At 26.3% G+C, this 26,562-nt stretch carries 25 protein-coding genes; 16 read left to right on the top strand and 9 right to left on the bottom strand.

Annotated features, from left to right (window positions below; all coding sequences use genetic code 11):
* Positions 1 to 11: 11 nt before the first annotated feature.
* From AMYT_RS04260 to AMYT_RS04250, 3 genes are all read left to right on the top strand, one after another.
* Positions 12 to 1,421, top strand: coding sequence for an anthranilate synthase component I family protein (locus AMYT_RS04260; RefSeq protein ID WP_114841318.1), 1,410 nt, complete (start codon positions 12 to 14; stop codon positions 1,419 to 1,421).
* A gap of 121 nt (positions 1,422 to 1,542) precedes the next feature.
* A complete protein-coding gene (locus AMYT_RS04255) occupies positions 1,543 to 2,868 on the top strand; it encodes a tetratricopeptide repeat protein (RefSeq protein WP_114841317.1) in 1,326 nt (441 codons plus the stop codon).
* A complete protein-coding gene (locus AMYT_RS04250) occupies positions 2,865 to 4,337 on the top strand; it encodes a FecR domain-containing protein (protein WP_114841316.1) in 1,473 nt (490 codons plus the stop codon). Before AMYT_RS04255 ends, AMYT_RS04250 begins: the two co-directional genes overlap by 4 nt.
* Positions 4,338 to 4,340: 3 nt before the next feature.
* Here the strand turns inward: AMYT_RS04250 and AMYT_RS04245 are convergent, their stop codons facing one another.
* Positions 4,341 to 6,512: a CHASE2 domain-containing protein gene (locus tag AMYT_RS04245; RefSeq protein ID WP_114841315.1), complete on the bottom strand. Its 2,172-nt coding sequence runs from the start codon at positions 6,510 to 6,512 to the stop codon at positions 4,341 to 4,343.
* Positions 6,513 to 6,782: 270 nt separating this feature from the next.
* Here AMYT_RS04245 and AMYT_RS04240 point away from each other — a divergent pair, with 270 nt between their 5' ends.
* The 9 genes from AMYT_RS04240 (at position 6,783) to AMYT_RS04200 (ending at position 16,458) form a co-directional block, all read left to right on the top strand.
* Positions 6,783 to 7,562 (top strand): pyridoxine 5'-phosphate synthase, encoded by a 780-nt coding sequence (locus tag AMYT_RS04240; RefSeq protein ID WP_114841314.1) that lies wholly within the window; start codon positions 6,783 to 6,785, stop codon positions 7,560 to 7,562.
* On the top strand, positions 7,559 to 8,485 hold the full coding sequence (gene pdxA, locus AMYT_RS04235; RefSeq protein WP_114841313.1) for a 4-hydroxythreonine-4-phosphate dehydrogenase: 927 nt from the start codon (positions 7,559 to 7,561) through the stop codon (positions 8,483 to 8,485). Before AMYT_RS04240 ends, pdxA begins: the two co-directional genes overlap by 4 nt.
* Positions 8,482 to 9,549: an ATP-binding protein gene (locus AMYT_RS04230; protein WP_114841312.1), complete on the top strand. Its 1,068-nt coding sequence runs from the start codon at positions 8,482 to 8,484 to the stop codon at positions 9,547 to 9,549. Before pdxA ends, AMYT_RS04230 begins: the two co-directional genes overlap by 4 nt.
* A 66-nt stretch (positions 9,550 to 9,615) precedes the next feature.
* Positions 9,616 to 10,323: a UMP kinase gene (pyrH, locus tag AMYT_RS04225; RefSeq protein ID WP_114841311.1), complete on the top strand. Its 708-nt coding sequence runs from the start codon at positions 9,616 to 9,618 to the stop codon at positions 10,321 to 10,323.
* Between the two features lie 12 nt (positions 10,324 to 10,335).
* On the top strand, positions 10,336 to 10,557 hold the full coding sequence (locus tag AMYT_RS04220; RefSeq protein WP_114841310.1) for a DNA-directed RNA polymerase subunit omega: 222 nt from the start codon (positions 10,336 to 10,338) through the stop codon (positions 10,555 to 10,557).
* A 41-nt stretch (positions 10,558 to 10,598) separates the two neighbouring features.
* Positions 10,599 to 12,743, top strand: coding sequence for a RelA/SpoT family protein (locus tag AMYT_RS04215; protein WP_114841309.1), 2,145 nt, complete (start codon positions 10,599 to 10,601; stop codon positions 12,741 to 12,743).
* A 16-nt stretch (positions 12,744 to 12,759) separates the two neighbouring features.
* Positions 12,760 to 13,968, top strand: a complete 1,209-nt coding sequence (tyrS, locus tag AMYT_RS04210; protein ID WP_114841308.1) for a tyrosine--tRNA ligase — start codon at positions 12,760 to 12,762, stop codon at positions 13,966 to 13,968.
* A 10-nt stretch (positions 13,969 to 13,978) separates the two neighbouring features.
* Complete coding sequence (locus tag AMYT_RS04205) at positions 13,979 to 15,055, top strand: nitronate monooxygenase (protein ID WP_114841307.1); 1,077 nt, start codon at positions 13,979 to 13,981, stop codon at positions 15,053 to 15,055.
* A gap of 95 nt (positions 15,056 to 15,150) precedes the next feature.
* Positions 15,151 to 16,458: an N-acetylmuramoyl-L-alanine amidase family protein gene (locus tag AMYT_RS04200; protein WP_114841306.1), complete on the top strand. Its 1,308-nt coding sequence runs from the start codon at positions 15,151 to 15,153 to the stop codon at positions 16,456 to 16,458.
* Here the strand turns inward: AMYT_RS04200 and AMYT_RS04195 are convergent.
* From AMYT_RS04195 to AMYT_RS04175, 5 genes are all read right to left on the bottom strand, one after another.
* Positions 16,421 to 16,870 (bottom strand): NUDIX domain-containing protein, encoded by a 450-nt coding sequence (locus tag AMYT_RS04195; protein ID WP_114841305.1) that lies wholly within the window; start codon positions 16,868 to 16,870, stop codon positions 16,421 to 16,423. The genes AMYT_RS04200 and AMYT_RS04195 overlap by 38 nt on opposite strands.
* Before the next feature lie 14 nt (positions 16,871 to 16,884).
* Positions 16,885 to 17,952, bottom strand: a complete 1,068-nt coding sequence (locus tag AMYT_RS04190) for an LptF/LptG family permease (RefSeq protein WP_114841304.1) — start codon at positions 17,950 to 17,952, stop codon at positions 16,885 to 16,887.
* A 2-nt stretch (positions 17,953 to 17,954) separates the two neighbouring features.
* Complete coding sequence (pth, locus tag AMYT_RS04185; RefSeq protein WP_114841303.1) at positions 17,955 to 18,503, bottom strand: aminoacyl-tRNA hydrolase; 549 nt, start codon at positions 18,501 to 18,503, stop codon at positions 17,955 to 17,957.
* Positions 18,504 to 18,510: 7 nt separating this feature from the next.
* Positions 18,511 to 19,047, bottom strand: a complete 537-nt coding sequence (locus tag AMYT_RS04180) for a 50S ribosomal protein L25/general stress protein Ctc (protein ID WP_114841302.1) — start codon at positions 19,045 to 19,047, stop codon at positions 18,511 to 18,513.
* 75 nt (positions 19,048 to 19,122) lie between these two features.
* On the bottom strand, positions 19,123 to 19,473 hold the full coding sequence (locus AMYT_RS04175) for a hypothetical protein (protein WP_228197894.1): 351 nt from the start codon (positions 19,471 to 19,473) through the stop codon (positions 19,123 to 19,125).
* A gap of 74 nt (positions 19,474 to 19,547) precedes the next feature.
* Between AMYT_RS04175 and folD the strand changes: the two genes are divergently transcribed.
* From folD to rpiB, 3 genes are read left to right on the top strand one after another with little or no spacing between them, the layout of a single operon-like run.
* Positions 19,548 to 20,411, top strand: coding sequence for a bifunctional methylenetetrahydrofolate dehydrogenase/methenyltetrahydrofolate cyclohydrolase FolD (gene folD, locus AMYT_RS04170; RefSeq protein WP_114841301.1), 864 nt, complete (start codon positions 19,548 to 19,550; stop codon positions 20,409 to 20,411).
* The gene (lepB, locus tag AMYT_RS04165; protein WP_114841300.1) at positions 20,404 to 21,189 is read left to right on the top strand and encodes a signal peptidase I; all 786 of its coding nucleotides are present in this window, start codon (positions 20,404 to 20,406) and stop codon (positions 21,187 to 21,189) included. Before folD ends, lepB begins: the two co-directional genes overlap by 8 nt.
* Positions 21,189 to 21,644, top strand: a complete 456-nt coding sequence (gene rpiB, locus AMYT_RS04160; RefSeq protein WP_114841299.1) for a ribose 5-phosphate isomerase B — start codon at positions 21,189 to 21,191, stop codon at positions 21,642 to 21,644. Before lepB ends, rpiB begins: the two co-directional genes overlap by 1 nt.
* Before the next feature lie 7 nt (positions 21,645 to 21,651).
* On the opposite strand, the gene AMYT_RS04155 is transcribed toward rpiB, so the two are convergent.
* Together AMYT_RS04155 and AMYT_RS04150 are read right to left on the bottom strand one after the other, a co-directional pair.
* On the bottom strand, positions 21,652 to 22,068 hold the full coding sequence (locus AMYT_RS04155; protein ID WP_114841298.1) for a GNAT family N-acetyltransferase: 417 nt from the start codon (positions 22,066 to 22,068) through the stop codon (positions 21,652 to 21,654).
* Complete coding sequence (locus AMYT_RS04150; RefSeq protein ID WP_114841297.1) at positions 22,065 to 23,045, bottom strand: DUF2156 domain-containing protein; 981 nt, start codon at positions 23,043 to 23,045, stop codon at positions 22,065 to 22,067. Before AMYT_RS04150 ends, AMYT_RS04155 begins: the two co-directional genes overlap by 4 nt.
* Positions 23,046 to 23,290: 245 nt before the next feature.
* On the opposite strand from AMYT_RS04150, the gene AMYT_RS04145 reads away from it, so the two are divergent.
* On the top strand, positions 23,291 to 24,523 hold the full coding sequence (locus AMYT_RS04145; RefSeq protein ID WP_114841296.1) for an HD domain-containing protein: 1,233 nt from the start codon (positions 23,291 to 23,293) through the stop codon (positions 24,521 to 24,523).
* Positions 24,524 to 24,547: 24 nt separating this feature from the next.
* Here the strand turns inward: AMYT_RS04145 and AMYT_RS04140 are convergent, their stop codons facing one another.
* The gene (locus AMYT_RS04140) at positions 24,548 to 26,524 is read right to left on the bottom strand and encodes a TonB-dependent receptor (protein WP_114841295.1); all 1,977 of its coding nucleotides are present in this window, start codon (positions 26,522 to 26,524) and stop codon (positions 24,548 to 24,550) included.
* Positions 26,525 to 26,562: the final 38 nt, after the last annotated feature.

Below are 26,562 nucleotides of genomic sequence, written 5' to 3'. Positions count from 1 at the left end.
GTAATTTAATAATGAATTTTTTTTCAAAAGAGCTTTTTTTAGATCAGTTTACACCTGTTTCTATTTATGAAAAAGTAAAAAATCTTTATAAAGATGAGATTACTTTTTTATTTGAAAGTACAATTAACTCAAGTGATGGGAACTACTCTTATATAATTATAGGAGCGAGGGAAAGAGTTTGGTATAAAGATAATAAATCATTTTATAAAAATGAAGCGGGAGAAGTAACTGAAGTTGATTCAAACCCTTTAAAATTTTTACAAAAATATTATAAAAACTTTGATAAAGAAGTTTATAAAAATAAATCAAGAGAGCTTGGTATTGGCTTAATTGATGGATTTATTGGAAATGTTGGTTATGATATAGGAAAAGAGTTTGAACCAACACTTAAAAAATCAATGAATAATTTAGAAGATCAGTTAAATATTGCTGATGTTGATTTAATAAGACCTAAAATAATCTTAGGTTTTTCACATAAGACTTCTAAATTAGTTATGGTGACTTCTTTAAAAGAGTGTGAAAAGGAGTGTGAAAGAATTGAGCAAGAACTTTATACTCCTTATACTTTTACACCATTAAAAAAAGCAGAACTTTTAGATGAAGGTAAATTTAACTATACAAAAGAACAATTTTTTGAAATGGTTAAAAAATCAAAAGAGATGATAAGAAGTGGAGATATTTTTCAAATTCTTATGTCTAATAGATTTATTCAAAAAGCAAAAGTTGATCATTTAAGCTTTTATAGGGCTTTAAGAAGTAAAAATCCAAGTCCATATTTATATTTTTTAGAGTTTGAAAACTTTTCAATTGCAGGAAGTTCTCCTGAAGTTATGATAAAACTAGTAGATGGACATTTACTACTAAGACCAATTGCAGGTACAAGAAAAAGAGGTAAAACTTTAGATAGGGATTTAGAACTAGAAAAAGAGTTACTAAATGATCCTAAAGAGAGAGCAGAACATATTATGCTTGTAGATTTAGGAAGAAATGATGTGGGAAGAGTTGCCCTTGCAGGAACAGTTAAAGTTACTGATTTAATGAGAATAGAAAGATATTCACATGTTATGCATATAGTATCAGATGTGGAAGCAATTATTGATGACAAATATGATATGTTTGATTTATTTGCAGCCACTTTTACAGCTGGAACGATGACAGGTGCTCCTAAAATTAGAGCTATGGAATTAATTGCACAATTTGAGGGAATTAAAAGAAGCTTTTATAGTGGAAGTATAGCTTATTTTGGTTTTGATGGTAATATGGATAGTGCAATTACTATTAGAACAACTCTTCTTACTAAAGATAAAGTAGTATTCCAAGCTGGTGCTGGAGTAGTTGCTGACTCTATTGATGAACTTGAATACTTAGAAGTTCATAATAAACTTGCTGCAAATATTGCAACACTAAAAGATTTATCGTAACATTTTAATGTTGCGATAAAAAATTATATTTTCAAATAATTTATTATTTAAACTTATTTTAAACTTAAACTTATAAAAAATTTGCAAAAATAATATTTTAAACCACCATAGGGACACATCTATGAGAAAATATATCTTTTTTGTATTTATTATATTTTTTAATATATATGCTAAAGAGTTAAAAAATAATGAATATATAACTACTTCAAATGAGTTTATTTTTGCTTCTTCCCAATATAAGTTAGGTAATTATATAAGTGCTTATGAAAAGTTTAATAAGTTATTTTTAAAATATAGTGATAATGTTGATATTAACTTTTATCTAGGAATGAGTGCTTTAAAGTTAAAACTTTATGATGATGCTAGTGCAGCTTTTGAAAGAGTTCTTATAAAAAAACCTGATTTTCATCGAGCAAGATTGGAATATGCAAGAGTTCTATTAATTTTAGGTTTTAAAGAAGAGGCTAAAAAAGAGTTTTTAGAAGTACTTAAGTACCCTATTCCACAAAATGTAAGAAAAAATATACAAGAATATATAAAATTAGCTCAAAATAATAAAGAGCTTAATTCTACTTTTATTACTTTAGGGTTTGGATTTTTATATGATAGCAATATAAATAGTGGAGTAATTCAAGATACCTTTAATTTACCAGGATTTAATAATCTTGAAGTTAATATGGATAAAGCAAAATCAAGTCTTTCTTATACTTCTCTTTTTCAGATAAATCATCTACATTCAATTTCAAAAGATTTACCTTTTACTTTAAAGCATAGTGGAACATTTTTTTATAAAAATCAAGTTGAAGATGATAAATATAATTTTACTTATTTTTCTTATAGACCAACTTTATTTTATAATGATAATAAAACAAATAGTGAATACTCTTTGGAATTTGGATTTGATAAGATTTTAACAGGAGATAAAGCTGATTTTGATACTTACTTAATTACTCCAAAATATAAAAAACTTATCAATAAAGATACAATATTTTCTATTTATTCTTCTTTTCAAGAATTTCATTATAAACATAAAATAGATAGAGAAAAAAACTATTCAAAAAAACTAATTGGTGCAAATATAAAATATAAAGATTTTACTTATGAATATATAATAGATAAGGACCATAAAGATTTAGGACAAAGAAGTGATATAGATAAAAATAGTTATACACATTTATTTTATTATTCATATGATATACAATCAACTTTAGTTTTAAATCTAAAATTCCAACATAAACAAATCGAGTATAAAGAAAAAGACTTATTTTTTAATAATGTAAGAAAAGATTATAATAACCAATTTTATATTGGACTTACAAAAATAATAGATAAAAAAGACTTTTTAACTTTATCATATACAAAAACTAAAAATAACTCAAATCAAGAAGCTTATGAGTATAAAAGAGATGCTGTTTATCTAAACTATATTTGGAGATTTAGACTATGAAAAAAATATTGATTATATGCTTATTTTTTACAACTTTTTTATTTGCAAATGTGGCAAAAGTTGTGGCAATTACAGGGGAAGCTTTAATTATTAGAGATACTGTAAAACTAAAACTAGAAAAAGATTCAGATATTTTTAAAAATGATGAAATTGAAACTAAACAAAATACTAAAGTTCAACTTATTTTTAAAGATAATACAATAATCACTATTGGTAAAAATTCTACATTTAAAATCAATGATTATATTTTTGATGAAAAAAATAAAGAATATAAAGCACAATTTGGTCTAATACAAGGAACTTTTAGAACAATAACTGGAAAAATAGGAAAACTTGCCCCAGAAAAATTTAAGCTTAAATCAAAAAACTCTTCAATTGGTATTAGAGGAACTCAAATTTTAAGTAATATTCAAGAAAATAGAGAAATTATTTTTTGTACAGAAGGAACTATTGAAATAGTTTCTTTATTAACTAATGAAGTAATAATAATCAATGCAGGAGAGTATATTGAACTAAAAGCAAATGAACCTATACAAATCAAAAAGTTTGATACTACTTCTATCTTAGAAACTGATGAAAACACAAAATTCTTATCAACTGAAGAGACTGAAAAACTATTATCAGAGTTTGGTTTTGATTTAAAAGAAACTCCTACTACAAATATTGAGCAAAATGAACAAACACAAGAAGTAACAACACAAGAAGTAAATGAAAAAGAGAATTATGATGAATTGAACTCTTTACCAAAAACAACAAATGAAACTACTAAAATCACAGGATATAATGTCTTTACAACAAATATTTCTTCTGGAGTTCTTGAAGATAATAAAACAACAATAACAGACACAAATGGAGATGTAAATTTAAATCTTCAAATGGAAAATCTTTTATCAAATTTTGAAAATGATGGAGTTTATAGTGGAACTTTAACTTTATTAAGTGGTTCAAAATATAATTCAGATACAAACTTTTTTTTAACTAGTAGTTCTTATTCATCTAAACCAGATAAAGCAGATGGAACATATAATACTGATGATGATGTACAATGGGGTGAGTGGAATGCTATGGCAATGGGAAATGACTATTATTATTTTGGTGGATATTGGATATTAGGGACACAAACAAAACTATCTGAAATACAAAATTTAATTAATAGCAGTGCTTTGGCAACTTATAATGGCTATGCTTTAGGATATGGCTCAAACAATTTTGATGCAACAACTTCAACAGTTTCTTTAAATATGAATTTTGGTGCAAAATCATTAAGTGGTTCTTTTGACTTAGCAGGAACAACAATTAATGTTGCAGGTAATTTATCAACAAGTGGCTTTAATTTTAATGCAACTGGTACAGCAACAGGTGGTGGAGAAGGTAAGTTTTATGGAGAAAATGCAAAATCTGTTGGAGGAAAGTTTAATTTTAATGAAGCAGGATATGATTATGCAGGAGTATTTAAAGCTTCTAAATAACTCCTATTTTTCATTATGAGTAAATACTCCATCAAAGTTTTTTGGTGGAGTTTTTATATAATATTCACACCTTTGTATATAAATCTTATAGATATTTTTATTTGTTTTATTTTCATTATTATCTAAACTTTCAAATATTTTTAAAGCCTCAGTAAATTTTTCTTCTTTATATAATTTTATTGCAAGATTATAAGTTTCTAACTCTTTTTGTAAAGTTTTATTTGCTTTTCCAAAATCAATTACTTGCCATATCTCTACGGGTTTTGATTTTCCTTTTACTTTTACCAAATCCAAAAATCTAAAAATATACTCTTCTTTTAATTTTTCTTTTGTAAAATTAGAAATATTTAATTTTGAATCATAATATTTACATAAAGATTCTAATCTTGAACCTAGATTAATTGGATCACCTATTACTGTATAATCACTTCTTCCTTTACTTCCCATTTCTCCCACTACTGCAATACCAGTATTTAACCCTATTCCAATTTCAATTAAAGGTAAATTATTTTCTTTTAGCCTTTCATTTAATATTTTTAAATATTTAAGCTGTTCAAGGGATGCTTTTACTGCTTTATCTGCATGATTTTTAACCTCACTTGGAGCATTCCAATAAGCCATAATTGCATCACCAATAAACTTATCAATAGTGCCCTCATTTTTCATAATTATCTCACTCATTGGCTCCATATAATTATTTAAGTAAGTAACTAAACTATTTGCACTATCCATCTCTTCTGAAATAGTAGTAAAACTTCTAATATCAGAGAAAAATACAGTTATTTCTTTTGCTTGAGATTGTAAAGTTTTAGATTCATTTTTCAATAAATCTTCCATTACTTTGCTTGAAACCTTTGAAGAAAATTTATTTTTTATCAAATTTGCTTGTTTTATTTCAAAAAAGTAGTTTATTAAAACAGCAATTGTACTTCCTATTGCAATTGAGAATAAAGGAAAGAATATATTTAAAATATATCCTTTTGAAAAAAGCATTTCATATAAAAACCAAAAATCAAGTAGAAAAAAACCTAAAATAAAAAAAGGTATTAAGTAGATATTACTGCTAATTAAAACTATAAAAACTAATATAAGCAATAAAATCATATGTAAAGTATCAGCCCCCTCTATCCAATAAGGCTTTTGTAAAAAATCTTGAGTTATTATATTATCTATTACATTTGCATGAACTTCTACCCCTGGATAGGCAGCCCCATAGGGAGTAGCTCTTAAGTCTAATAATCCAGCAGCACTTGTCCCTATTAAAATTATTTTATCTTTTAACTCTTCTTTTTTAAAATTATTATTTAAAATATCAATAACTGAAAGATAAGGGAAAGTTCCCCTATCTCCTCTAAAATTTACCATTAATCTTCCATATCTATCTGTAGGAATAGAAAGTTGTGAAAAAGAGATATTTTGTACACCTAAATTATCATAATTTATAAGTACTTTTTGTTCTTGGTATAAAGCTCTTAAAAGTTCTAAAGCTAATGAAGAATAAATCTGTTCTTCATATCTTAAAATCAAAGGAACAGACCTAATTACACCTGTATCATCAGGAATTGAGTTAAAAAAGCCACTAGAATAAGCACTATTTTGAATAATAGGTATATTTAAAATAACACCTTTTGCATTAAATACATAATCCATTTCTAAATTTCTATTTTTTTCTATAAAAATTGCAGGTAAACTTGGAGTATTATCTTTTTGTAAAAAAGCACTATTTAATAATTGAAATTGATAGCCTAGAATAACAGGAGAGGAGCTTATAGCATTTGCAAAAATTTCATCAAAATCTATATTATTATCAGTTTTAATATTATACTTTTCAAAAAGTTTTTTTGGACTTGTTCTATCCTCTTCAGCAAAAACAATATCAAAACCTATTGCTGCAACTTCATTTAAAGTAAGAGTCTGCAAAAGTTTTGCAAGAATATCCCTACTCCAAGGCCATTGACCTAATTGTTTTAAAGACTTCTCATCAATATCTACAATTACAATATTATTTGAAGTTGGAATTTCACCTCTTATAATAAACATAAAATCTCGTAAACGATTATCAATACTTTCTAAAGATTTTGGGAAAAATAAATATACAGATGTTAAGAAAATAATTGAACCTATTAAAATAGCAAAATAAATAAGATATTTTTTTAGTTTATAAAAAGATTTCATTATTATTCCAACTTAATAACTTTTCCATATTATAAACAAAAATAGATTAAAGAGATTTTTTATTAAAAAATACTTCTAACAATATAAATATTTCTTTTAGCATATACATAATATTGATAATTATTTTATTTTTATTTAAACCTTTTATATTTATAAAAATAATTACTATTATCATAAGACTATCTTTTCTTAACTTAAAAATACGAACTTACTAGTATTAATTTAATAAGTTTTAGATAATATTACAAAAAGACATTAAAAGGATTTATCATGTTACTTGGCGTAAATATTGACCATATTGCCGTATTAAGAGAAGCTAGAAAAATAAATGACCCAAACCCTTTAGATGCATTAGGTATTTGTAAACTTGCAAATGCAGATCAAATTACTATTCATTTAAGAGAAGATAGAAGACATATTCATGATGAAGATGCAGAAAAGATTATAAAAAACTCAACTTTACCTGTAAACTTAGAGTGTTCAATTAATGATGAGATTATTGATATAGTTTGTAATTTAAAGCCACAAAGAGCTACACTTGTTCCTGAAAATAGACAAGAAGTTACAACAGAAGGTGGACTTGATGTAAAATCAAATTATGAACAAATTAAAAAAGCTGTTGAAAAACTTCATAAAAATGAGATTGAAGTTTCTCTTTTTATTGACCCAAATAAAGAGATGATTGAACTTAGTTCAAATTTAAAAGTACAATGGATAGAACTTCATACAGGAACTTTTGCAAATATTTATGCAATGTTATATGGAAACTTAAGTAATACTCATCATAGTATTAAAGAGTTAGAACTACCAAGAACACAATTAAAAACTCTATTAGATAATTCAAAAAAAGAGATAAAAAAAGCTTCAAAATATGCAAATGAATTAAATTTAAAAGTTGCAGCAGGACATGGACTTAATTATCAAAATGTAACAATGATTAGTTCTATAAAAACTATACAAGAGTTAAATATAGGACAAAGCATTATTGCAAGATCAGTATATACAGGACTTTACCAAGCAATTTTAGATATGAAAGAGTTAATTAAATGAAACCAACTATTGCTATTTCAATTGGGGATTTAAATGGTATTGGTATTCAAATAGCATTACAAAGCCATGATAAGATAAAAAAACTTTGCAATCCTATTTATTGTATAAATAATAAAATGTTAAAAAAGGCTTCAAAACTTTTAGATATGGAAGTACCAAAAGATTTTGAAACTTTTAAAACAAAAGGTGATTTTGAAATAAAGCCAGGTCAAGTTTCTAAAAAAAGTGGTAAATTTGCATATGAATCTTTTATTGATGCAATAAATCTTACAAAAAATAATGAAGCACAAGCTGTTGTTACACTTCCTATAAATAAAGAATCATGGAATAAAGCAAATATCCTATATAAAGGTCATACAGAAGTTCTAAGGGACTATTTTGCTAAAAATGCAATTATGATGCTAGGATGCAAAAAGATGTTTGTTGCTCTTTTTACAGAACATTGTGCTTTAAAAAAAGTTCCTAAAAAAATCAATGAAAAAGACTTAACTGAATTTTTATGTGATTTTTATAAAAGTGTAAAAGCCTCTTATATTCAAGTTTTAGGTTTAAATCCCCATGCAAGTGATAATGGAGTTTTAGGAGATGAGGAAGTAGAAATTTTTAAAGCTATTAAAAGTGCAAATAAACTTTTAGATAAAGAGATTTTTAAAGGGCCTGTTGTTCCTGATACTGCTTTTTCAAAAGCAAATAGAAAAACTTGTAAATATTTTGTGTGTATGTACCATGACCAAGGTTTAGCTCCTTTAAAAGCTTTATATTTTGATGAAAGTATAAATGTAAGTTTAAATCTTCCAATTATTAGAACTTCAGTTGATCATGGAACTGCTTTTGATATAGCTTATAAAAGTGCAAATGTAAATAAAAAAAGCTATATAAATGCAGTAAAAGAAGCAATTGAACTTATAAATGCAAGAAAATGAAAACCTTAGAAGTTTGTTATGAATTAGACTTTTCAAAAATCAATTTTATTGAAAGAAAAGTTAAAATACAAGAGAGTAAAACATTAGTTTATGGAGCTCCTAAATGTGGAAAGACTTACCTTATATATGATTATTTAGCTGCTTTTGATACAAAAGACTATATATATATTGATTTTAATGACTTTAGAAATGATTTAGAAGAGATAAAACAAAATCTAAATAGCTTTATAAAACAAAAAAATATCAAAGTTTTAGTTTTGGAAAACTTTGATTTTTCTTTTGAAATTCCAAATTGTGAAAGTATAATAATCTCTACTCATAATTATATTGAAATTGATGGCTTTGAAAAATTGCAAGTTAAAGCTTTAGATTTTGAAGAGTATTTATTGCATGAAAATAAGTTTCACACAGCAACTCAGGCTTTTAATACTTTTCTAAAATATGGAAATATGCCTGGAGTTGTTAATTTAGAAGAACATAATAAAGAAAGAAGACTGCAAGAGATTTTAAGACTTTATGCAAAAGACTCAACTTATGAACAAATTATAAAAATCCTATTTTTAAATATTGATGAAAAAAAATCACTTTTTCAGTTATTTAATACTTTGAAAAGTAGAATTAAAATTTCAAAAGATAAATTTTATGAAGTATGTAAAATTTTTGAAAATTCTGGATTAGTATATTTTTTACCAAAATATAATCAAGAAAAAGCAGTAAAAAAAATCTATTCATATAACCATGCCTTTTTAAATGCAATAACTCACTCAAAGAAGTTTAAAAATGAGTTTACAAATATGGTATTTTTACAACTTGAAGTTAATTATCAAGAAATTTATTATTTAGACACTATTGACTTTTATATAAAAGAAGAAAATTATTTAGTTTTATCTATTCCTTTTTTTAATCCCTTATTAAAAACATCAATTTCTAAAAAATTGCAAAAAGTTATACATGAATTGCAAATAGAAAAGGTAGATATTGTTACTGTTGGTTACAATGAAAAGTTTAAACTAGCAAATATTGATATAGAAGTTTCTCCATTTTTTGAATGGGCAGTTAGTTAAATCTATTTTATTAAATATCTCTTAATTTTTTTTTAGATATAATCACGAAATTCTAAAAGGAAATCGATGAATAAAAGAGTACTTGTTAAATTTTCTGGTGAAGCATTAGCTGGTGAAGAAGGTTACGGTATAGATACTCAAATTTTGGACTATATCGCAGAAGAAATAAAAGAATTAGTGGATAATGGTATAGAAGTTGGTATCGTTATTGGTGGGGGTAATATTATTAGAGGTGTTACGGCTGCTGCTGATGGTATTATTAAAAGAACAAGTGCAGATTATATGGGAATGTTAGCAACAGTAATTAATGGTGTTGCTATGCAAGAAGCACTTGAGCATAAAGGGTTAAATGCTAGATTACAAACTGCAATTAAAATGGAACAAATTGCAGAACCATATATTGTAAGAAAAGCAATGAGACACTTTGAAAAAAATAGAGTTGTAATTTTTAGTGCAGGGACAGGAAATCCATATTTTACAACTGATACAGCTGCTACATTAAGAGCAACAGAAATCAACGCATGTATGCTAATTAAAGCTACAAAAGTAGATGGTATTTATGATAAAGATCCTATGAAATATCCTGATGCAGTTAAACTTGATACTATCTCTTATGATAAAGCATTAGAAGACCATATTAAAGTTATGGATGATACAGCTATTGCATTAGCGAAAGATAATAAACTTCCAATTGTTGTTGCTGATATGAGTGAAAAAGGTAATTTACTTAAAATCATAAATGGTGATTTAAGTAAATGTTCAATTGTAAAATAAAAAGGAATTTGAATGTTAAGATTAGAAGAAAGAATGGCAAAAGCTTTAGAAAAAGTAAATAATGATAGATATATTTTATCAGTAGCTGTTGGACAAAGAGCAGATGAATTAAGCAAAGGTGCAAAGCCATTATTAGAACAAAATACTCAAAACATGAAATATACTGATATTGCAATTGATGAAATTGCAAATGGACTATTAGTTATTGAAGGTTTAGTAGAAAAAGACGACTAATTATAAAAGCTTTTTGCTTTTATAATTAATTTGTAGAGCCCATGGATCCATTTATACAAAGAATACAAAGCATCAATACTATTGAAGATGCTATTAATGAACTTAAAAAACATACAAAGATTACTCCTAAACTTCAAGAAATAATTGATTTTACTATTAAAGCACATGAAAATCAATTTAGAAAAAGTGGAGAACCTTACTGCGTACATCCCTTATTAGTTGCCACTATCACTGCTTATTTTAGTCCAGATGAAGCAGTTATTGCAACTTCACTTTTACATGATGTAGTAGAAGATACAGCATATGATTTAAATTTTGTAAAAGATAATTGGGGTGAAGATATTGCCCATATGGTAGATGGTCTTACTAAAATTGTAGAGATAAGAGAACACGAATTTTCTTCAGCTTCAACAACTACAGATACAAAAACAATAAGTGCAGCAATGACTTTTAGAAAAATGTTAATTGCTTCTATTGATGATGTAAGAGTATTATTAGTAAAACTATGTGATAGATTACATAATATGCTAACTTTAAGTGCACTACCTGCAAATAAACAAAAAAGAATTTCTGAAGAAACACTTGTTGTTTATGTTCCAATAGCACATCGACTTGGAATTTCTACACTTAAAAATCATCTTGAGGATTTGGCTTTTTTTTATATTTATCCACAAGAATACAAGAAAATTGATGATTTTATTCAAGAACATCAACATGCAATACAATTAACTTTTAATAACTTTATTACAAATACAAAAAATATTTTAGAAAAAAATGGTTATGACTCTTCTAAAATTAAAATCTTAAGTAGGATAAAACACCACTATTCTATCTATTTAAAAATGCAAAGAAAAGGTGTTAATATTGATGAAGTTCTTGATTTGCTTGCTATTAGGGTTTTAGTTCCTGAAGAAATAGATTGTTATAAAGTTTTAGGACATTTACATCTTGCTTATAAACCTTTAATTTCAAGATTTAAAGATTATGTTTCAACACCTAAAGAGAATGGTTATAGAACTATTCATACAACTGTTTTTTATAATTCTAAAATTTATGAAGTTCAAATTAGAACTTTTGAAATGCATAAAATTGCTGAATATGGTATTGCAGCCCATTGGAAATATAAAAGTGGTGCAAAAAATGGTCCTAATTTAAACTGGTTAAAATCTTTAGAGTTTTCAAATGAAAATATTGAAGAGTTTTATGCAGATACAAAAGATGATTTATATTCAGATGAAATAGTTGTTTATTCCCCTCACGGAGATACATTTAATCTTCCAAGGGGCTCAACAGCTTATGACTTTGCATATGCTGTTCATACAGATGTTGGTAAAAATGCTTATGAATGTTATATAAATAAAATTAAAAAACCACTTTTAACAGAACTTAAAAGTTCAGATATTGTCTCTATTAAAACATCCAAAGAGGCAATTCCAAGATGTTCTTGGATGGATATGGTAAAAACAAATAGAGCAAAAAAACAAATAAAACTTTTATGCTCACATAGACAAAAAGAGTTAAATGAACTAAGTGGTAAAAATATTATTGATAGTATTTTTAGTAGATATACTCAAGAAATAACAAAAACTTATCATTTTGATTCACTACATAAAGTAGTAAATAACTTAGATTTTTTAAGAAATATTAAAAAACAAATTGAAACAAATATGATAAGAGAACATGGATTTGTTACTAGATTTAAGATTTTAGCTAGCAATTTAAAGAAATATAAATTTGATAATATTTTAATATATTCAAATTTTAGTATAAATTCTGTATCATTTGACCACTGTTGTCATCCAAAATTTGGAGATGATATAGTAGCTTTTAAAGATGGAAATAAAGCTATAATTCACCATAAAATGTGTGATAAAGCATATAAAAAAATTAAATCAAAACAAAGTATGCTCTTTACTAAATGGACAAAAGATACCCTATATCCATATAAAATGGTAGTATCTTTACCAAACACAAGAGGAGAATTAGCAAGACTTTTAATATATATGTCTAAATATGAAGGTTATATTTTAAGTGTTGATTATGGAAGAGAAAAACACTCTTATAGGCAATATTGTGATATTGAATTTGAAATAAATATCTCAAATGTGGAAGAAGTAAGAAAAATTATAGAAAAACAAGCAAAAGTAATTGAGTTTTTTTCAAAAAAAGATGCATACACTAAATAAGAAGTAAAGAGGAATTATGGAAGAAAAAATTAAAAACGCATTGGCTGAAATACAAAGAGGATGCGCTGAAATTATTGATATAGAAGCAATTGAAAAACTTATTAAAAATTTCTTTGAAAAAGGTGAAAACTTCTATGTTAAAGCTGGGTTTGACCCAACAGCACCTGATTTGCATTTAGGACATACTGTACTTATTCAGAAAATGGCAACTTTTCAAAAATATGGTGCTATTGTACAGTTTTTAATTGGAGATTTTACAGCAACAATAGGTGATCCTACAGGGAAAAGTGAAACAAGAAAAGTTTTAAGTAGTGAACAAGTTTTAAAAAATGCAGAAACATATAAAGAACAAGTATTTAAAATCTTAGACCCAGAAAAAACAAAAGTAATGTTTAATAGCCAATGGTTAAGCCAACTTGGAACTGGGGGGCTTATTGCTCTTGCATCAAACTTAACTGTTGCAAGAATGCTTGAAAGAGATGATTTTTCAAAAAGATATGCTTCAAATACTCCAATAGCAGTAAGTGAATTTATCTATCCATTACTTCAAGGGTATGATTCAGTAGCTATGAATACTGATATAGAAATGGGTGGAACTGATCAAAAATTCAACCTATTAATGGGAAGAACATTACAAAAAGCTTATAATTGTAAAAAACAACAAGCAGTATTAATGATGCCTTTATTAGAAGGTTTAGATGGTGTACAAAAAATGTCTAAATCATTAGGAAACTATATTGGTGTAACAGATGAACCAAATGATATGTTTGGTAAAACACTTTCAATTTCTGATGAATTAATGTGGAGATATTATGAATTATTATCTTCAAAATCACTACAAGAAATTCAAGAGTTAAAAACTGGTGTTGAAAATGGTACTTTACATCCTAAAAAGGTAAAAGAAGAATTAGCTATGGAAATAGTTGATAGATACCATGGTCTTGGAATGGGAATAAAAGCAAAAGAAGAGTTTGAAAAAGTTTTTGCTAAAAAAGATATACCATCAGAGATGCCTGAATTTGAAATGGAAAATGGAATTTGGCTATGTCAAGCTTTGGTTGATGCAAAACTAGTTGCTTCTACTTCACAAGCAAGAAGAGATATAGTTGCTGGTGCAGTTAAAATCAATCAAGAAAAAGTAACTGATGATAAACTTAATTTAAAATCTGGAGAATTTATTTTACAAAAAGGTAAAAAGAATTTTGCAAGAATAATAATAAAATAAAGGGCTAGTATTGAGAATAGGAAAATATGAAATAAAGCATCCAATAATCCAAGGAGGAATGGGTGTTGGAATAAGTTGGGATAAACTAGCTGGAAGTGTTAGTAAAGAGGGAGCCTTAGGAGTTATTTCAGGAGTTGGAACAGGTTATTATAAAAGTGAAGATTTTAATATTAGAACTAAAAAAGATAAACCTGTTGATGTAATGAATTTTTACTCAAAAGAAGCATTAACTGCTATTATTAATAATGCAAGAAAAATTTGTGGAGATGCCCCACTAGCTTGTAATATTTTATATGCTTGCAATGATTATGGAAGAATTGTAAAAGATGCCTGTGAAGCAGGAATTAATATAATTATTACTGGGGCTGGACTTCCTACAAATATGCCTGAATTTACAAAAGATTTTCCTGATGTTGCACTTGTACCAATTGTTTCTAGTGCAAGAGCTTTAAAACTAATTTGTAAAAAATGGCAAAGATATAATAAGTTACCTGATGCTATTATTGTAGAAGGTCCTAAATCAGGAGGTCATCAAGGCTTTACTTATGAACAATGTTTCCAAGAAGAGTATCAATTAGAAAATATTATTGCTCCTGTAATTGAAGAAGCAAAAAAATGGGGAGAAGATATTCCTATTATTGCTGCTGGAGGAATTTGGGATAAAAATGATATTGATAAATTTTTAGCAATGGGATGTGCTGGAGTTCAAATGGCTACAAGATTTATTGGAACTTTTGAATGTGATGCTGATATGAACATGAAAAAAGTTTTACTTGAAGCTAAAGAAGAAGATATAAAACTTATGAAATCACCAGTTGGTCTTCCTGCACGAGCAGTTATGACAAAACTTCAAACTTCAATAGAAGATAAAACTGCACCAAAAGTTACTTGTATTTCAAATTGCGTTGCTCCTTGTAATAGAGGAACAGAAGCTAAAATTGTAGGATATTGTATTGCAGATAGATTAGGTGCAGCATATCAAGGAGATATTGACACAGGACTGTTTTTTACAGGATCAAATGGTTATAAAATTGATAAAATCATTTCTGTACATGAGTTAATAGAAAAACTTACTAAGGGAGAATAGTTATTTTAAAAAATATATTCTTAGTTTTATTACTTTGTATAAGCTTTTTAAATGCTTCAAATAAAAACTTACAAGAAGAATATAACTCTCTTAGAATGAGTTATCTAAGGGCAGTATTAAAAAATGATACTGCTTTAGAGATTAGTCATCTAAAAAAAATTATCTCATTGGGTAAACAATTAAATATCAATACTTCAAAATATGAAAATGAACTTTTAAAACTAACTAAAAAACAGCAAGATAAAAAAACTCTTCCTGAAATTAAACCAAAAAAACAAGAGCCAAAACCTCAAATTACTTCCATAGAATCTTCAAAATATACTATTGAAAAAGTCTATACAAAAGATAATATGATAATTATTGATTTTTATCATCAAGTAAGTAAAAATCATATTAATTATGAAATAGAAAAAACAAAATATGCAAACTACTACTTATTTAATTTAAAAGGCTCTTTTAAAGATGCTGAACCTACAAAATTAGAATTAACAAATATAAATAGAATATATGTACTACAAAAGCAGACAAATCTTTTACAAATTAAAGTAAAAAATAAAAATAGTTTAAAACCAATATATATTATAAATAATAAAAGAATAATTATCAAATTTCCAACAATACAAAATACAACTAATAATATAGTAAATAAAACAACAACTACTACTTCAAAAACTACAAGTAAAAATGTACCAAAAGATATAGCCTTAAGTATTAATAAATATAAAAAGAAAATTGTTGTAATTGATGCAGGGCATGGTGGAAAAGATGCAGGTGCAGTTGGACCTGGAGATAAATATGAAAAAACAGTTGTTCTATCAATAGGAAAATATTTATATAATATTTTAAAACAAAAAGGTTATGAAGTATATATTACAAGAAACAATGATAGATTTATAAAAGTAAGAAATAGAACTGTATTAGCAAATAATAAAAATGCTGATATTTTCCTTTCTATTCATGCAAACTCAGTACCAAAAAGTAAAGCTCATACAATACATGGAATTGAGACATTTTTCTTAAGCCCTGCAAGAAGTGAAAGAGCAAAAAGAGTTGCGGCAAAAGAGAATCAAAGTGATATTCGAACTATGAGTGATGCTACACAAGAGTCTTTTTTAATGGTATTAAATCAAAGTAAAATCACTGCTTCAAATAAACTAGCTATTGATGTACAACAAAATATGCTTTATTCTTTACAAAAAAAATATAAAGATGTTGTTGATGGTGGAGTTAGAGAAGGACCATTTTGGGTACTTGTAGGGGCTCAAATGCCCTCAATTTTAATAGAAGTTGGATATATTTCACATCCAAAAGAGAGTAAAAGATTATATAATAGATATTATCAAGAATTATTAGCAAAAGGTATTGCTAATGGAATTGATTCTTATTTTTTAAAAAATCCTTGATTTTATAAATAAGAATTTTTTGCTTTTTCTTAATTTCTGGAAGCTCATTTAAAGTAAAAAATTTAACTTTTGAGTTTTCCCAAGATAAATACTTATCAAGTAATCTATCCTCTGTAAAATATTTATCTAAACCTTTGATATTTTTAGCATTTGCAAGCCAAACACCAATATCTTTCTCACTATTTTTTTGTTCAAAATACTCTTCAAATAAAGAGATATCTACACTTATACTTGACTCTTCAAAAAACTCTCTTTTTGCACATTGTGCAGGAGTTTCACCAGTTTGCATTACACCTTTTAAAAATCCCCATCTATCTTTACTTTTCACAGATTTACACAGTAGGATTTTTATCTTTTTATTTTCAATCTTATATAAAGCAACCCCATAAGCTTTATCAGATTTTTTTTTCATTAAATTTGCCTACCTTAATATGATATTTTTTTTCTATAAATAATATATGATATCATAAACCATAAAAACATTGGTAACAATAATGATATCTCAGGAATAATTATTCCACTATTTGAGAATTTATGCAATAAAAAGAAAAGTCCCCAAATTATTAAAGTAAAAAAGATTGACAAAGATACAAACTTTCCAACATTGAAAAATCTACTATTTAATGAAGAATATATAAAAATTAACATCATCAAAGGTAAAATAAAAAATGATACGATTAATTCATAATATAAAGCTGCTCTAATCTTATCAGTATTTATATTTTGCTCTTTTAAAAGTAATAAAGCAGATACTGCATCAATAATTGAAAAAGTTGATCTTGATTCATAAACATTATTTAAAATCTTAGGTTTAAAACCTTCTAAAGTATTTAGAAATTTTTCATATCTTATTTCAATTTTTGAAGAATTAAAATCAATTTCTTGTGGTTTTTGAAGAATTTTTGCATCTATAATATACCACTTATTATTTTGAAAATATGCTTTCTTTGCAACTATACTTTCTACAATATCTTCATTTGAAACATTATAAATATGTATATTTTCAGCTCTTTGCTCTAATGGATAAAGCTTTTGAAAATAAATATAATAATTATTGTACTTTAAAAAAATATCAGATTTTGAACTAATAAAATATTCATTATCCAAAATTCTACTTTTTTCTTCATATGAGTATGCCAAAGGTGTAGATTGTAGTCCTATTAAAACTACAATTAATAAAAAAGAGATTTTAAAAACAGGAGAATATATTTTATTTTTGCTAACACCTAAAGAGACTAAGGCAACTAATTCATTGCCTTTAATTAGTATAACTAAAGTTAAAATCCACCCAAAAACCAATGATAATGGCAATGTTAATGTTAGGGTAAAAAAACTATTATAAAAAAGATATAGTAATTGTAAGTTTGCAGAATCTGGTAGATTTTTTGCATTTTGAAAGAAATCAATTCCCACAAAAAATAGTTGTAAAGATACTAAAACAATTAAAAAACTTTTTAAATATTTTTGCAAAATGTATTTTGTTAAAATGCTCATTATTACTTCAATGTGAATTTAGATTTTACTTCATTAATAGATTCAACTTTAAGTGCTTCTATTGCTTTGATAGTATGAGGTATTATATCCTTTAATCTATTTAATTCCTCTTTTGAAAAGTTACTTAAAACATAATTTGCAACATCTTCTTTGTTTTCTGGTTTTCCAATACCAACTCTAACTCTTATATAATCCTTTCCAATGTGACAATCCAATGATTTAAGACCATTATGACCTCCATGTCCTCCACCAATTTTAAACTTTACAGTTCCAAAAGGTAAATCTAAATCATCATGAATAACAATAATTTCTTCATTTTCTATTTTATAATAATTTTTAATTGCAATTACTGCTTCACCTGAAAGATTCATATAAGTTTTAGGCTTAACAAATAAGTCATAAGAAGATTTATAAACGTCAGCTTTAAAGTTTGATTTGTTTATAGAAGAAGTTTTAAGGTTTTTGATCATCTCATCGATGATCATAAACCCTATATTGTGTCTTGTTAATACGTATTTATCCCCAATATTACCAAGACCTACTATTAGCATATTAAAATTACTTAGCTTTAATTACACCAACAACAGGTACTCTTGGGTCTAAGAAACATTGTACACCTTCTGGTAATACTAAATCTCTTACTAAAATATTATCACCTGTATCTAAATGATCAATAGTTAATTCAAAAGACTCTGGTAAGTTCTCAATAGTAGTTTTAACTGGAACTCTTTTTTTATGGTAAACAAAAAGACCTTTGTTTTTTAAACCTTTTGGAGTACCAATACCATTTACTGGAACATAATAAGTTGCTTTAACACCTGGTTGTGCAACCATTAAATCAACATGTAATAAATCAGAAGTGATTGGACATTTTTGATATTCTTGTACTACAACTTTTAAAACATTTCCACCAACATTTACATCAAATGCAACTGTAGTTTTATTTTTTAAGAATTTAATAAATTCATTTGTTTTAAACGCAGCGTGAACGTTTTCTAAACCTTTTCCATAGATATTTGCAATTAAGAAACCATCTCTTCTTAAAGATTTAGTTGCTTGTTTTGTCATACTATCTCTAACGATACCCTCTAACATAAGCATTTCCTTTGTTTTAAAATAAGTTGCGCATTATACTTAAGTCAATATTAATATTTGCTTTAAGTAAAATAGCTATTTTACTTTAGTTATATAATAGTAAAGTGAAGTTAATTCTTCATCAGTTAAAAAATATGTGGGCATTATTAAAGATTCAGTTTTATCAGATTTAAGTTTTGATTTAAAATCTTCAAATTTTACTTTATTAATTGGTGGTGCAACAATTGTTTTTAAAGCACCTTTTTTATCCCTATATTTTGCAATTGTTACACTTTTTTTGCCATTTCCATGGCATTTATTGCACCCTATTCCACGGGGGTTATTATATAACATTGCACCATATTCATATTTAGTAATAAAAGAGTTATCATCTTCAAATGAAAAGAGTGTATTTATAAAAAAAAGCAGCAAAAGCCCTATTTTCAAACTTAACCTTTGTGTAAAAGTATTTTTGATATTATATCAACCTAAAATTAAAACATATATAAGGTTTAATTCCCATGACTATACTTGATGGAAAAGCATTATCTAATAAAATAAAAGAAGAAGTAAAAGCTGATGTTGTAAAACTTCAAAAAGAAAAAGGTGTAACTCCAGGTCTTGCGGTTGTATTAGTAGGTTCTGACCCAGCTAGTGCAGCATACGTTAATATGAAAAGTAAAGCTTGTAAAGAAGCAGGTATATATTCAATTGTTCATGAAATGCCAGATACAATTTCTCAAGATAAAATCTTAGAAATTTTAGCAATGATGAATAAAAATCCTAATATTGATGGTATTTTAGTTCAATTACCATTACCAAAACATGTTGATACAACTGCAATTTTAGAAGCTATTGCTCCTAAAAAAGATGTTGATGGTTTCCATGCTTACAATACAGGAAGAATGAACTTAGGCTTAGATTCATTTATTCCAGCAACACCATATGGAGTAATGGAATTACTAAAAGAGTATAATATTGACCCACAAGGTAAAGATGTATGTGTAGTTGGTGCAAGTAATATTGTAGGAAAACCTATGAGTACACTTTTATTAAATGCAAATGCAACAGTTACAACTTGCCATATTTATACTAAAAATTTAAAAGAGCATACTTTAAAAGCTGATATTATTTGTGTTGGTGTAGGAAAAGTAAATTTAATAACTGAAGATATGGTAAAAGATGGGGCTATTGTAGTAGATATAGGCATTAATAGGCTAGATAGTGGTAAACTTGTTGGTGATGTGGATTATGAAAAAGTAGCACCTAAGTGTTCATATATCACTCCAGTTCCAGGTGGAGTTGGTCCAATGACTATTGCAATGCTATTAAAAAATACTATTAAAGCTGCAAAATTAAGAGAAGAAAGTAAACTAAATGATTAAAAAAGCATACAATTGGGCTAGTTCTTGGACTGGTACAATTATTATTGTATTAGGGATTATATTTTTTGTTGCACAAGCTTTTGTTATTCCTAGTGGAAGTATGAAAAATACTCTACTAATTGGAGATATGCTTTTTGTAAAAAAATTTTCATATGGAATCCCAACTCCTAGAATTCCTTGGCTAGAAATACCTATTTTACCTGATTTTAATAATAATGGACATCTAATAGAAGGTGAAAAACCAAAGCGTGGGGATATTGTAGTATTTAGATACCCAAAAGATGATTCAATTCATTATGTAAAAAGATTAGTAGCAACTGGTGGAGATTTAATTTTAATTCAAAATAAAAATCTTATTTTACACCCTAAAGAGGGTAATGAATATGTAAGAAAAAATTATTCAAAAGAGCAAATTATTGAATCTGATGATAAACTTTGGGTTATAAACCCTTATGCAAAAAATCACCCTGGTATTCATAATGACCCTAATGTTATAAATAATGGATTATATCCTAGTGAACTATTTAATATGTTACCAATAAAAATTCCTGAGGGTGAATATTTTATGATGGGTGATAATAGAGACCACTCTAATGACTCAAGATTTTGGGGAACTGTTGAATATAAACATATAGTAGGTACTCCTTGGTTTATTTACTTTTCTTGGGATGAAAATAAAAAAATTAGATGGGACAGAGTATTTAGCACTGTTGAGTCTATTGAAGAAGATTTAATAGGTAAAGAGATTGATATTAATCATAAAGAGGGGATTTATTAATGAAATATTTTATAGCAGCAGATCATGCAGGTATAGATATTAAAAAATATGTAAAAGAGCTATTTGAAGCAAAAGGTCATGAAGTAATTGACTTAGGTCCAAATAGTAAAGATAGAGTTGATTATCCAGATTTTGCAGCAAAAGTTTGTACAGAGGTTCTTGCAAATAAAGGAAGCAAAGGTATTTTAATTTGTGGTTCAGGTATTGGGATGTCAATGGCTGCAAATAAATTTGATGGAATTAGAGCAGCTTTATGCCACAATGAATATTCAGCTAAAATGGCAAGAGAACATAATGATGCAAATGTAATTTGTCTAGGTGAGAGAGTTAGTGGATATGGAATGATTGAAGCTATAATTGATACTTGGGACAAAGCCTCTTTTGAAGGTGGAAGACATGAAGGAAGAGTAGAAAAAATAAATGCCTTAGGTAAAATGGGAAGCTGTAGAGTATAGGAAACTCCTATACTCTTACCATCTTATAACCATCTTCATTTTCATAATAATTTTCTAAAGTTTTAACTATTTTAAATCCAAATTTTTCATAAAGTTTTATAGCATTTTTATTAGATACTCTAACTTCCAATTCAAATTTACTTTTATTTAAATTATTAATTGAAAACTCTAAAAGTTGCGAAGCAAAACCTCTTCCTTGAAACTCTTGCAAAATTGCAAAAGAATAAAGTCTATAATACTCTTTTCTTTTAAGCCATAAACAATATCCAACTATTTTTTTATCAATTTCCAATTTAAAAATAGTATTTCTTTTTAAATGGTATCGAAAAGAGTTTAGACTTAAAGCAAATACCTCTTGTTTAAAAACCTCTTGTTCTATGCTAAAAAGAGGTTTAATATCTTTTATTGTGGCTACTTGTATCATTTTTGATAAATTGTATATTTTGGAACTAATTTATAAGGTCTATATGACATTTTAACTTTTTTAAGATTTTCAAATCCCATATCATCACCAACATTTATATATTCAACATTATATTTATCTTTTAAAATTTTTGTAAATTCTCTAAATATATATTGAGCACATCCTAAAATCTCAAAATCTGTTTTTTCTATAATTACACTTGCAGTTTGTTCATTTATTTTTTCACCAACTGTAAAGCCTTTTATTTCATCATTTATATAAATAACTAAACCTATAACATCTAAATTTTCATAGTCATTTATTAATCTTTTAATGGCAAATCTTTCAAAATAAATACCATCTAAGAAAATTTCAACTTCTTCTTTTGGCATATAAGTTGTTCTATCTTTTACCCATTTATTAAATAAGTTCATAACATCACTTGAATGTTTTTGTTTATCTAAAATCTCTATTCTAAAATCTGGATAGATTTTTTTAAACTTATTTATTTCATTTCTTTTTGATTTATATGAATCACCTTTTAATTCTATTAAATCCTCAGCTTTATAAATATAATCTACAAGTTTTTTCTCAATAATAAAATCCTTTAACATCTCATATATTAAAGTACCCTCTTCTAAATAATCAACAAACTCTTCAAGTATATTTTCATGCACATACTCTATTTTAGAATAATTTCTATTACTATTATGTGAGTTCATAATTTCAAAACATTTTAATATTGCCTCATATGTATTCTGTTTTGTTCCAATTGGAGGCAATAGCATAGAAAGTTCTCCTGAACTTAATATAAATAGACAAAAAGTATCATTTACAATTGTATAAAATCCAGTTGCAGTTGATAACCAAATATAATTACCTGCAAAAGTATAATCACTTACATCTACATTAATCTGTTTTAAGTAATGTGTCATTACCTCTTTTGCTTTTAAATCAAAGTGTTTTAATGTGTAATTATTTACTGTCAATGTTGACATTTTTTTCTTTATCCTTAATAAAATTTGCGGAATTATACTCCTATTTTTTCATTTTGCATCAAAAATTAAAAAATTTAGTTCTAAGCACCAATTTATCAATGTTATGGGATAATTTAAAAACTGCTAAAAAGGAAAAAAATGCAAGACTGGCAAGTATATTTAATGATGTTTGTAATTGTATCTTTAATGATGCTAGGAAAAAAAATGATGTTCTTTTCCAATGATGAAGAAAAAAAGGATAAATAATGATAAATCCAAAGATTATTGATTATATTTTTTCATCTGCATCTATTCAAAGATGGAATGATTATCCACGAATGGTAGAACTAGTAGAACTAGATAAGCAAGCACATAAATTTATAATTGCATACTTTATAGCAAAACTAGAAAAAGATATAAACTATACACACCTAATAGAAGCAGGTATTTTTGAATTTTTAAGAAGAATAGTTGTAACAGATATTAGGCCTGATGTATTTAGAAAAGCTATTCAAAAAAAATCAAAAGAGATAAACTCTTGGGTTATTGAAAAATTAAAAGACTCCCTTGAACCAATAGAAAATGGTAAGTTTTTAAGAAAATTTGAAGAGTATTTAAATGATACATCTATGTATAAAAAAGAGAGATTTATACTAAAAGCTGCTTCATATTTAGCAACTAAATGGGAATTTTCTATTGTTTATCAAACTTCAAAATTTTTAACAGATATTGAAAATGTTAAAAGAAGTGTTGAAGATGAAATAGAAGACTATTATGAGTTAATAGGTGTTAGAAAAATAGCTTTAAATAAAAAACTTTCAAGAATTATTGATTTAAGTGGAAGATTAAGATTTCAAAAAAGATGGGCTCAAACACCAAGAATTCCTGAAACTTCTGTATTAGGACATATGCTAACTGTTGCAATTTTTGGATATTTTTATTCTATTGAAGTAAATGCTTGTGAAAAAAGACTTCAAAACAATTTTTTTACAGCACTTTTTCATGATTTGCCAGAAGCTTTAACAAGAGATATAATCTCCCCTGTAAAATATAGTGTTGATGAGTTATCAGATATTATTGCAGAGTATGAAATTATAAAAATTGAAGATGAAATTTTACCTTTTATTCCAGAAGATATAAAAGAGGAGTTTTCATATTTACTTGGACTTTATGATAATAATAAAAAAGATGAATTTTTAAATAAAGTATATAATAATGAAAAAATACAAATTGTTGAAGAAGTAAGTAAATATAATCTTGATAAATATAATGCAATAGATGGGGAAGCTTTAAAGCAGTGTGATAAGCTTTCAGCTTTTATAGAAGCTAGTCTTTCAATTTCCCATGGAATAAAGTCAAAAGAGCTTCAAACAGGTAAAAAACAGATTTTAAAAACACTAAAAACTGTTGAAGGAATTGATTTTAAAGAATTAGCAAGATTAATAGATATTGAGTTTGGAAGTACAGGACAAACTCAAGTAATTATGGATTTTGACTAAAAGAGGAGTTCCTCTTTTAGTTTATTAAAAACTATATTTTAAGTTAAAATATACATATCTTCCAGGTTCATTTAATAACATCACCTCATCACTATTTGCTGTAACTAATGTTAAATCTTTATAAGTATTACTTGTAGCATATGTTTTATCAAAGATATTATCAACTCCAATTGTTAATACAGTATTTTTAATATATCTATTTTCATATTTTAAATTTGCAACCGCATATCCACCAATATCTTGTTCACCATTATCACTATCTATACTACTCCAAGCCTTAGCAGCAACAACTTCACCTCTAATTCTATTTATACCTTTTTCATAATTTACACCAAGATTTGCTTTTAATGGTGGGATTTCTGCTAAGTCTTTATCTGTTTGACCGCTTAATGCTTTATCTTTTTTACCTTTTTGATAAGCTAAACCATAATCAAAAGTAAGTTCTTCACTTGCTAGGTATTCTCCACTTACTTCAAATCCATAAATTTTTGCATCAACATTTTCAAATTTATTTGTTGTTTTTGAATTATTAAAAGCAATATAATCTTTTAAATCAGAATAGAAAAATTTTGTTTTAACTTTAAAATCACCTATAATTTTTTCAAAACCTAAATCAAACTCATAATTTTTTGTTTGTTTTAAATCTTCAGTTCCTACAACAGAACCTGTACTACTTACAAAATATAATTCCCTTGCATCTGGTACTCTACTTGATTTACCAAGTGCAGCAAAAATATTAAGGCTCTCATCAATTTTATAAGTTCCTAATAAATAACCATTTAATGAATTATAATCATTATTTTTTGCATTTGCTTGAGTAGTAATATCTGTTCTATCATATCTAGTTGCAAGTTCTAAATTTAAGTTTCCTATATCTTTATTGTATTTTGCAAAAAAAGCTTTATTTTTAGTATCTGTTTTACTAATACTATCTCTTATATAAGGTTTTATTTTATTACTATATTCACCTTCCCAAGTTCTTTTACTTGTATCTAAGCCTAAAGTTAAAATTCCTTGTAAAATCTCAGTATCATTTTGAAGCTTAGCACCTTTAATTTTTGATTTCATATGATTTGTCATTTTTAAAGCACCGTTATTTCTATATGTTGTTGCCATAGGATGATCTACTTTTGAATAGTATGTATTAAATTCTAATCTTTTAGAAAAGCTTGATAAATCATTTGCAATATAGTTTAATGTATAAATATCAGAATCATCATATATAGCATCCATCCCACTATTTGGATATAAAATATTATCACTTCTATTTGCTGTATATGAAAAGTTTATCTCTTGATTATCAGTTAAATTAAAATATAACTTTGTCATAAAAGTTTTCTTTTTATATGCATCCATATCTTTATAATCATTTGCATATTTTTGATCATTGCTTTTTGCTTTATTATCTAATTGTTGGGCTAATGTATTTCCATTCCCATCTTCATATTGATCACTACTTTCAGTTGAAGCTGAGATTAATGCTTTTATATTTTTTGTTCCACCACTTACAGTTGCAGAGTATTTACTATAACCAAAACTTCCATAGTTTATATTAATATCCCCATTTATTCCCTCTTTAGGTTTTTTAGTATTAACCTTTACAACTCCACTTAATGTTCCAAAATTTTCCACATCAAAAGGACCTTCTTTTACTTCAACACTTTGTATATTATTTGATAAGACATGAGAAGTAGCTGGATCCATTCTATTTGGACATGCACCATAAATTTTAGCATTATCAATTAAGATATTTATATTATCTTTTTTTTGTCCCCTTAAGATAATATCATTTGCAATACCACTTCTTCTAACTAATGAAACAGATGGAATATTTTTTGTTAATGCTTCAGCTAAATCAGCAGATTTTAGATTTTCATTACTTACATCATTTACAATTTTTGATTGTAAATTTTCTTTTATAATAATAGAGTCTAAAGTAACTTGCTCATTTGCACTTAATAATGCAACCGTAACTAAAGATAGTGTTACTATTTTTTTCATTATTTCCCTTTATAATTTTTGGAAATTTTATTATTAAG

The sequence above is a fragment of the Malaciobacter mytili LMG 24559 genome (genome assembly GCF_003346775.1).
In the GTDB taxonomy this organism is placed as follows: domain Bacteria; phylum Campylobacterota; class Campylobacteria; order Campylobacterales; family Arcobacteraceae; genus Malaciobacter; species Malaciobacter mytili.
This window is presented reverse-complemented; position numbering and strand designations above follow the sequence as displayed.